The sequence below is a fragment of the Chryseobacterium mulctrae genome (genome assembly GCF_006175945.1).
Taxonomy (GTDB): domain Bacteria; phylum Bacteroidota; class Bacteroidia; order Flavobacteriales; family Weeksellaceae; genus Chryseobacterium; species Chryseobacterium mulctrae.
In genome coordinates, this window is sequence record NZ_VAJL01000001.1 from 4,720,002 (window position 1) to 4,727,915 (window position 7,914).

Sequence of the window (7,914 nt, forward strand, 5' to 3'; positions counted from 1 at the left end):
GCATGAAAACGGCTGCTTTCATATTACATATTTGTTTATTTATATTTGATGTTCTAAGCAGGATTATTTCTCTCTTTTTCAAGTTCCCAAACTCTATGATTAGCTACAGCTTTAATAAATGCAGTAGCAGGATCTTTAATCTCAGAGGTGATAATTGCAGGATCATCATGTTTTTTATCACTCACATGACTTGCTTTATAGATTGCGTCTGTTTCTTTTCCAAAATAGATTGCTTTGCAATGTTTATAGGCTTCGTTGACAAATAATAAGGTTCCGGGTTTGTTATCTTCATTCATTAAATTATCTGAAGATTGTTTTCCACTGCACAAGTAAAGTGCATCAAAGCAAACACTTGCTGTACTCGTCAAAGAATGTTTGGGTTCAAAAATAGTTCCGTCATCAGCTTTTACAGATGCTAAACTTCCTGCAATAATCTGTACTACAGCTCCTTCTTTTTCCAGCTTAGATTGTAGGGAATTTACATCGGCAGCTTTTACTCCGTTTTCCATAATAAAACCAACAATGCGGCTCTCAATAGTATTTTTAACGGTATTGGCCATGCTTAAGGCTTCTGAACTATTTGTCATAGGCTCTTTTTCCGGGCTTTGTAATGTCGCAGGATCAGCATCTGCAGGAATACTTCCATTCGGTTGTTTTAACTGAATCACTTTTACTCCTATTTTCTTCGCAACTTTTGAAGCCAAATCTTGATTAATGAATGCAAGCTGTCCTACAACTCTTTCTCTGATAGCAGGAATTGTTACTTTAGAAAGTTCAAAAATTAGCGCATTCTCTATATGTTGTTTTTCAGGAGCAGACTGGCTATTAAAGAACAATTTTGCCTGTGAATAATGATCTACAAAACTTTCACTTCTTGCACGGATTTTTTTACTGTCAACTCTTTCATTGTGAGAAGTAAAACCACCCTCTTTCATCATCGCCTGAAAAGGACATCCGCCACCAATAGAATTGGGCTCGTAACTAACTTTTCCTTTTACAATTTGCTGACGCATATGTCCGTCGCGCTGATTATTATGAACTTCATTTAAAGAACGGTTAATAGGAATCTCATGGAAATTAGGAGATCCTAAACGTGATAACTGAGTGTCGGTGTAAGAGAATAATCTTCCCTGTAACAACGGATCATTGGTAAAATCAATACCGGGAACCAAATGTCCAGGTGAAATGCAATTTGCTCTGTTTCAGCAAAAAAATTATCAGGATTTCTATTCAATGTTAAAGTGCCTACAATCTGAACAGGAACTTCCTCTTCCGGGATTAGCTTGGTTGGATCAAGCAGATCAAAATCAAATTTATATTCATCTTCTTCAGGTATGATTTGCACTCCGAAATCCCATTCAGGGAATGCGCCGTTTTCTATGGCTTCCCAAAGATCTCTTCTGTGAAAATCTGAGTCTTTACCCGAAATTTTTGTTGCTTCATCCCAAGCTACGGAATGTACACCGAGTTTTGGTTTAAAGTGAAATTTTACAAAATGAACAGTTCCTTCACTATTAATGAATTTAAAAGTATGAACTCCAAATCCTTCCATCATTCTAAGACTTCTCGGAATGGCTCTGTCACTCATTGCCCACATAATCATGTGCATGCTTTCGGGCATTAAAGAAATAAAATCCCAAAAAGTATCATGCGCAGATGCAGCTTGTGGAATCGCATTATCCGGTTCAGGTTTTACTGCATGAATCAGATCAGGGAATTTCATAGCATCCTGAATGAAGAAGACAGGAATGTTATTACCTACAAGATCATAATTGCCTTCTTCTGTATAAAATTTAATCGCAAAACCTCGCACATCACGAGCAAGATCAGTACTTCCTGCGCTTCCGGCAACTGTAGAAAAACGTACGAAAACAGGTGTTTCTTTACCTTCTTCTGTTAAAAATTTTGCTTTTGTATATTTTTGTAAACTTTTATTAAGTTTAAAAACACCGTGAGCTCCCGAACCTCTTGCATGAACAATACGTTCAGGTATTCTTTCATGATCAAAATGAGTAATTTTTTCACGAAGGATAAAATCTTCCAATAATGTTCCGCCCCGTTCCCCGTCTTTTAAAGAATCCTGATTATTGTTGATCTTTAATCCTTGATTGGTTGTGAGTTTTTCATTTAAATTATCTGTTGTGTGGTCTTTTAGTTGATCTAATTTTTCACTTTTTTGGTTGTTCTTTTCCATATTTATATTGTAATTATAGTGGTTAAATTATGTATAGTAAGCGTAAATTTGAACTTCTATATTTTAAAATTTTAATTAAAAAATTATACCATTTATTTCAGTTTTAAGCATTAATATAAAAATTAATAAAGGCAGAAAAACATGAGATTTTTATAAAGAAAATGTGTAGCGTTGTAAAAGTAATATTAGAATGTTTGTTAATTGCAGATTCAATATTAATCATAAAAAAATTGATGATAATATTGAAACGAATACATTATTTGCAAAAGTTCCGTCTGAAATAAAATTGTTTTGGTTTATTTTTTTCGTAGGAGAAAATAATATCATTAGCATCTGAAAACAGAGCTTTAAGAATGTGGGGCTTCATAAAATGATTTAGTGATGTTTTTGGTTAAACCAAATATAACCTAATAATTTGCAATCAATTATGACCTTGGTCATATTGACGTTTTGAGTAAAAGATACTTGTCAAATTCTTTATTTTTCTAAATTATAATATGTTATTTAAAATCAACGAGTCCATCTGTAAGGCATTTCCACTGGATTTTAGAAAACCCCAACATCCCTCCGATTGCAATTGCAATATTTCTGATGCAATTTAAAAATCCTGATTTCAGGTTAGGATATTCATTCCTTCCATAAATTCCTGCTTTTAAAATATTTCCCTGTTTCGAAATCAAAAATGTAGATGTGGCTGCATTAGAATAAAAATGAGCTATCTTTCGGCTGTTTTCTTTAACGGGATCTTTTGATGGTCTACACTGAATCATTAGTCTATCAGGAATATTTGTATCTATCATCATAATTTGAACCCAATCATAAGATCTCCCCTCTTTTCCACCCGGTCCGGGAATATCGATTCTTATATAATCTCCAATTTGTGGAAAACGGTCTACTATTGTTCCCGAAGAATTACATAATTTAAAATCTGCAGAACTTTCGTTACAATATTTTCGCCAATGATTAATAGAAAAAAAACGCTGTTTCAAAGTATCATATTTAAAATCTAATTCTTTGGAATTTCTCACTTCAACAAAGCTTTCAGTGTCATGAAAACTTCCTTTAAAATGCTGAGGAACTCCGGGTATGTTTTTGGGTTTCATTCTAATGAGTTTAAAATGGATTAACGAGTTTCGTCATGAGCTATATCTACAGGTTTAAATCTCTATTTTCGTTAAAAATTTATTGGCAAATTCCTCTTTGGAGAAATGCTGTTCGCTTATTATTAATTTCTAAACAAAAAATTCGCTGATGATTAGGGGATATTTATACGATTAACCCAATATCTTTATCTTTAAACTAACAGTATTTTAATACTTTCTCATTAGCATCTGATAAATTTTTCAACTTTTCTTTCGAGATTTTCAAGTTCGAAGGGTTTTGCAATATAATCATCGGCCTGTGCTTTCTTAGCTAAAAAGCTGATATCGCTGTTTGCACTGATGTAAATGACAGGTATATCTTTAAACTTATCATGATTCCTTAATAATCTTACGGCTTCTATTCCGCCAATATCAGGAATCCAGTTATCCATTAAAATCAAATGAGGTCTGAATTTGTTAACCCGTTCGATGATATCGTGTGATGTTTCAGAAACTTCTACACAATATCCATTTTCGCAAAAAATGATGGTGAAAACATCTAAGATAGATTTATCATCATCAAAAATTAAGATTCTCTTGGTATCCATACGTTTTTTGTGATTGATTATTCATCAAATATAAGAGTAAAAAATACTGAGTTCTTATGACTACAGTAATAGTGCTGAAAAATATCTTTACTTTATAAAATATTACTGCCAAAAGATCCTAAAAAGATTATTTTTTAGGATCTGATGAAATTGATATTGTTCACTATTTTTATTTTTAATCATTTGAAAATAATGAACATCAACAATTAATTTTTTAGCTCGTTTAAATTATTAAACTTATTGTAGGATGATTTTAAATGATGAAGCTGATCGCTTACAACTCTTGAACTTTCAGGGCAAAGATCTCCGCTGTCTAAAGCATCCTGATATGCATCAATTGCTGCTTCTTCGCCAAAAACTACATTTTCTAAAGTTGATTCTGTTTTATCTCCTGAAAAAGAATTTTTCACATCAATCCATCCTCTGTGAATTGCTCCTGCAGTTGTTCCTGTATTGTCAGGGTTTCCGCCTCTTCCGTAATCAAATTCATCAACTCTGATTTCATTACCTGTGATTGCGCAACCATCTGATCATAATCTCCTTTAATGGAGAATAGGTATCCCAAACTTTATCTTCAACCTTTGCGAATCCCTGAATTCTGTCGTTGGTAATGTTAAGCAAATCATTCAATGTTGCTACTGTTCTTTCGTTGTGCATAATAATATTTTTTATGGTGAGCCTAGTTTCTTACAACCACCGTACCATTGATGACTTTTAAAACAACATATGTGTTTATGTGGTACATTTTGTTTCTGTAGCAATTCTATCTGCAATATCTTTGTCTTTATATATCATCATAATTAATTTTTCTGTATCTCTAAATTCTGAGGAACGTTTTTTGAATACCCAACTCGAGAAGAGTATCTCAAGAAATCAGCAACCAATGAAAAAATAATAACGGGATTTACAGTTGGAATTTCAGCAACAATTGCACTTATTTACCTTTCAGGTTATGGTATATTTTTAAAGCTATCGGAATCAATTTGAAAAAGGATCTTTTGCTCCATCTATTGATGATGAAAAGAAGTTCCTTCCCGGATAATAGCAAACTTAAAACCCAATGTTTGGAAGAAAAATATTAACTACAATAAACATCATTTATCAAAACGGCTTACTGATGACTTAAGAAGACCCGCACATCGTCACTCCTTGTAATTAAAGATAATCAATTGCTTTACGAAAGTATTGGAAAGACCATAATTCCTCATCACTGATGAATTCTTTTCGATGGCTAAAGGATTTTTGGCCATTTTAACTGGTCGTGCAATTGATGATGGTTATCTCGAATCTGAAGATCAATTAATTTCTACAGTCTTTCCTGAATATAAAAAAGCTCTTACGGAAAGCATCTTACATTTCGACATCTTTTGACTATGCAGGCAGGATTTGATTGGGATGAAGAATACCGTCATCCTTTTGCAGAAAACTCTAAGAATATTTTGTCGAAGATCTTGCCAAAACAGGCTTTCAGTATTGAGATAAAAAATATGCCCGGACAAAAATACGAGTATCAAAGTGTGTCTGCACAGCTTTTAGGAATGGCTTTAACAAAAATAACGGGAAACATTTATCAGATTACATTTCAGAAAAGATATGGATACCATTAGGAATGGAATTTCCTGCTAAATGGAGCACAGACGAGAAAGGAATGGAAAAGGCATTCTGCTGTGTACATGCTACAGCAAGAGATTTTGCAAAATAGGACAATTGATTATGCAAAACGGAATGTGGGAAGGAAAGCAATTGATTAATGCTGAATATTGCAAAAGAATGCTCAACCTACTGAACAAATGACGCTTTCTGCTACACATTTGGGCAGGAGAAGGTATTAATAAAGAAAAACAATGTTGGTTTTTTATGGTTTTTTAGGTCAATTCATTATTATGATTCCTGAAAAAAGATGGTAATCGTTAAACAGGATTATATAACAAACTGGAAGTTGATCAAAAGAAAAGACCTTTACAGGTGCAAATTTTAATAGATGAATTAACATCAATGTGTTAAAGTTTTAGTAAAATAAATGATAACAATTTTCACCTTTCCATCTGATCAATGCTTTTAGATCATTAAAAATAAGTAAAATTATTTTGTCAGCAACGAGTTGATTATTAAAAAGGATCCAACAGCTATAAGTCCCCAATAAACATATTTAAAAAAAGATTTATCCTTGATCTTATGGTTCAGGTATCTTCCTAAAAATATTGCCGGAAAAACAGCTGGTAATGAGACTAAAAATATTTTAATACTCCAACGTAATTAGACCTTTTGTAAAATATCCTATCGCTGCTATAAAGCTTGCCGGTAAAAAATAAGCCTGAAGCGTTGCCCTAAATGTTTAGCACTCCAGTTCCTCAAGTTACCATAGACCACAAGAGGCGGACCGTTTACTCCATAAGCACCACAAGAATTCCGGATGTAAATCCGCAAATAAATAGCCATAACATACTATCTGTTTTCAGTGAAAGCTGTTTTTTTGCAAAAATAGCATACAATGAGTTCAATATAATAAGTAAGCCTAAACCTATTTTTACCCAAAACTCGTTACCGTATAGTAAGATCAACAAACCTATCGGAATCCCTAAAGCCAATAAAATAAGCCATTTTGCGCTGTTAAAGTGAATTTGCTGATGATCTTGTACAACAACAACCAACGCAACTAAAATTGAAATTAAAACAGAAAGAGGTACAGCAATTTCTAGAGGAATAAAAAGTATAAATAAAGGGACTGCAACTAAAGATTCTCCAAAACGAACGTTGAACGACTATGTAGCAACCAAACTAACAACGAAAAATGTATATATAAATAAATTCCATATTTATGTTAAATATACGTTTTTCTACTGAGATAAAAAACCATTTAAGACCGAATCAGAGGTAAAATAAGAGCAAAAAAAAAGAGAGTCTTAAAGCTCTCTTTTTATGTATAATTTATAACAGCATTTTTTTATTTCAGTTACTGTATGCTGCTCTGTTTTGATAAATATTTAATCCCTCAACTTTGTTTTTAGCAATGTGATAAATCAGTTCCACAGAAAAAGATGATATTTCATAAAGAGCATACCTGAATGAACTCATAATTTGTTCATTCATTAACCGTCCTTCTGATAAGACAATTTCCGGATTGGTTTTGTAAAGGTAAGTTTTTAAAGTCGTAAAGAGAAATTTCCATAGCTGTTAATTTTATTAGTATGTAAACTGTTTATACCAATTTCTTTACCAATTATATTATTAAATTTAACTAAAGCGAAATAATTTAAAATTAAAAAGTAAAACTCATTGTTCATGGCAATTAGCTGATTTAATTCTATAGTATGTAAATTCTCTTAATGAAAATTTCTAAGATTACAACTCTTAAAATTTATCCAAATTTAAATAAAAATCAGACCCGGTACGGAATTCAATTTGGGACGTAAATATTATTTTATCATTGAGATTCGATAAAATCAAAATTTATTTTTTACTAAGAACACCCTTAAAACCTTTAAAATTGCTTTAATTGGCGTAAATTTGCAAAGTACTTTTCACCAATCAAAATAACAAAGCATGGATATCACCAACGATTTTAAAGAAGAAATCTTAAACTCTCCTACATCAATTGAAAATATCGAGGTCGTTTATAAAAAAATAAATACAATGGAAAACTTGTAAAAGTAAATCAATCCCCATTTGAGATGACAATCTTTAAATGATGATCTCAAAGATGATCCAACCACGTCATTGATTTTACCACTTGCAGAAGAAATAACTATTAAATTTTTTGATGGCACAATAAAAACTGTAAATCGTCAGCAAAAAGTAGACACTATATAGTATATAAAGTTAAGGGAGTGTTTTCAAAAAAAGAATTACATTTAATTATGGAAACACCCTAAAAAGAAAAGTTCCGAAAAATTCATAAAAGACATCCGTAAAAATACAAGGAGGATCTTTACAGCCGAGCAGAAAATTTTAATCGTAATGGAAGGGCTTCGTGCAGAAACTTCTGTAGCGGAACTATGCCGACAGCATAATATTGCCCAATCTCAGTTTT

9 protein-coding genes and 1 pseudogene are annotated in these 7,914 nt (G+C 32.2%); 3 read left to right on the forward strand and 7 right to left on the reverse strand.

Annotated features, from left to right (window positions below; genetic code table 11):
• Positions 1-53 precede the first annotated feature (53 nt).
• From FDY99_RS22075 to FDY99_RS23490, 5 genes and pseudogenes are all read right to left on the reverse strand, one after another.
• Positions 54-2,194: pseudogene (locus FDY99_RS22075) on the reverse strand (catalase).
• Positions 2,195-2,694: 500 nt separating this feature from the next.
• Positions 2,695-3,297: a hypothetical protein gene (locus FDY99_RS22080; protein WP_139418577.1), complete on the reverse strand. Its 603-nt coding sequence runs from the start codon at positions 3,295-3,297 to the stop codon at positions 2,695-2,697.
• 221 nt (positions 3,298-3,518) lie between these two features.
• Positions 3,519-3,884: a response regulator gene (locus tag FDY99_RS22085; RefSeq protein WP_139418579.1), complete on the reverse strand. Its 366-nt coding sequence runs from the start codon at positions 3,882-3,884 to the stop codon at positions 3,519-3,521.
• A 206-nt stretch (positions 3,885-4,090) separates the two neighbouring features.
• Positions 4,091-4,294, reverse strand: coding sequence for a hypothetical protein (locus tag FDY99_RS22090; RefSeq protein WP_262711419.1), 204 nt, complete (start codon positions 4,292-4,294; stop codon positions 4,091-4,093).
• 94 nt (positions 4,295-4,388) lie between these two features.
• Complete coding sequence (locus tag FDY99_RS23490) at positions 4,389-4,541, reverse strand: hypothetical protein (protein ID WP_228448900.1); 153 nt, start codon at positions 4,539-4,541, stop codon at positions 4,389-4,391.
• Positions 4,542-5,111: 570 nt separating this feature from the next.
• On the opposite strand from FDY99_RS23490, the gene FDY99_RS23080 reads away from it, so the two are divergent.
• Both FDY99_RS23080 and FDY99_RS22095 read left to right on the forward strand, forming a co-directional pair.
• Positions 5,112-5,255, forward strand: coding sequence for a hypothetical protein (locus FDY99_RS23080; protein ID WP_162304198.1), 144 nt, complete (start codon positions 5,112-5,114; stop codon positions 5,253-5,255).
• 2 nt (positions 5,256-5,257) lie between these two features.
• The gene (locus FDY99_RS22095; RefSeq protein WP_139423739.1) at positions 5,258-5,491 is read left to right on the forward strand and encodes a hypothetical protein; all 234 of its coding nucleotides are present in this window, start codon (positions 5,258-5,260) and stop codon (positions 5,489-5,491) included.
• Positions 5,492-6,268: 777 nt separating this feature from the next.
• Here FDY99_RS22095 and FDY99_RS23495 read toward each other — a convergent pair.
• Together FDY99_RS23495 and FDY99_RS23500 are read right to left on the reverse strand one after the other, a co-directional pair.
• Positions 6,269-6,598 (reverse strand): TSUP family transporter, encoded by a 330-nt coding sequence (locus tag FDY99_RS23495; RefSeq protein WP_228448964.1) that lies wholly within the window; start codon positions 6,596-6,598, stop codon positions 6,269-6,271.
• 235 nt (positions 6,599-6,833) lie between these two features.
• On the reverse strand, positions 6,834-6,974 hold the full coding sequence (locus FDY99_RS23500; RefSeq protein WP_228448904.1) for a hypothetical protein: 141 nt from the start codon (positions 6,972-6,974) through the stop codon (positions 6,834-6,836).
• An 834-nt stretch (positions 6,975-7,808) separates the two neighbouring features.
• Here FDY99_RS23500 and FDY99_RS23735 point away from each other — a divergent pair.
• Positions 7,809-7,914, forward strand: a 106-nt coding sequence (locus FDY99_RS23735; RefSeq protein WP_394344554.1) for a transposase, incomplete at its 3' end; no start/stop codon positions are given.

Excerpts from the sequence above, each read along its gene's own strand:
- FDY99_RS23080 (WP_162304198.1), top strand. The coding sequence starts at position 5,112 with ATGGCTAAAGGATTTTTGGCCATTTTAACTGGTCGTGCAATTGATGAT.
- FDY99_RS23490 (WP_228448900.1), bottom strand. The coding sequence starts at position 4,541 with ATGCACAACGAAAGAACAGTAGCAACATTGAATGATTTGCTTAACATT.
- FDY99_RS23500 (WP_228448904.1), bottom strand. The coding sequence starts at position 6,974 with ATGAATGAACAAATTATGAGTTCATTCAGGTATGCTCTTTATGAAATA.
- FDY99_RS22080 (WP_139418577.1), bottom strand. The coding sequence starts at position 3,297 with ATGAAACCCAAAAACATACCCGGAGTTCCTCAGCATTTTAAAGGAAGT.
- FDY99_RS22085 (WP_139418579.1), bottom strand. The coding sequence starts at position 3,884 with ATGGATACCAAGAGAATCTTAATTTTTGATGATGATAAATCTATCTTA.
- FDY99_RS22095 (WP_139423739.1), top strand. The coding sequence starts at position 5,258 with ATGCAGGCAGGATTTGATTGGGATGAAGAATACCGTCATCCTTTTGCA.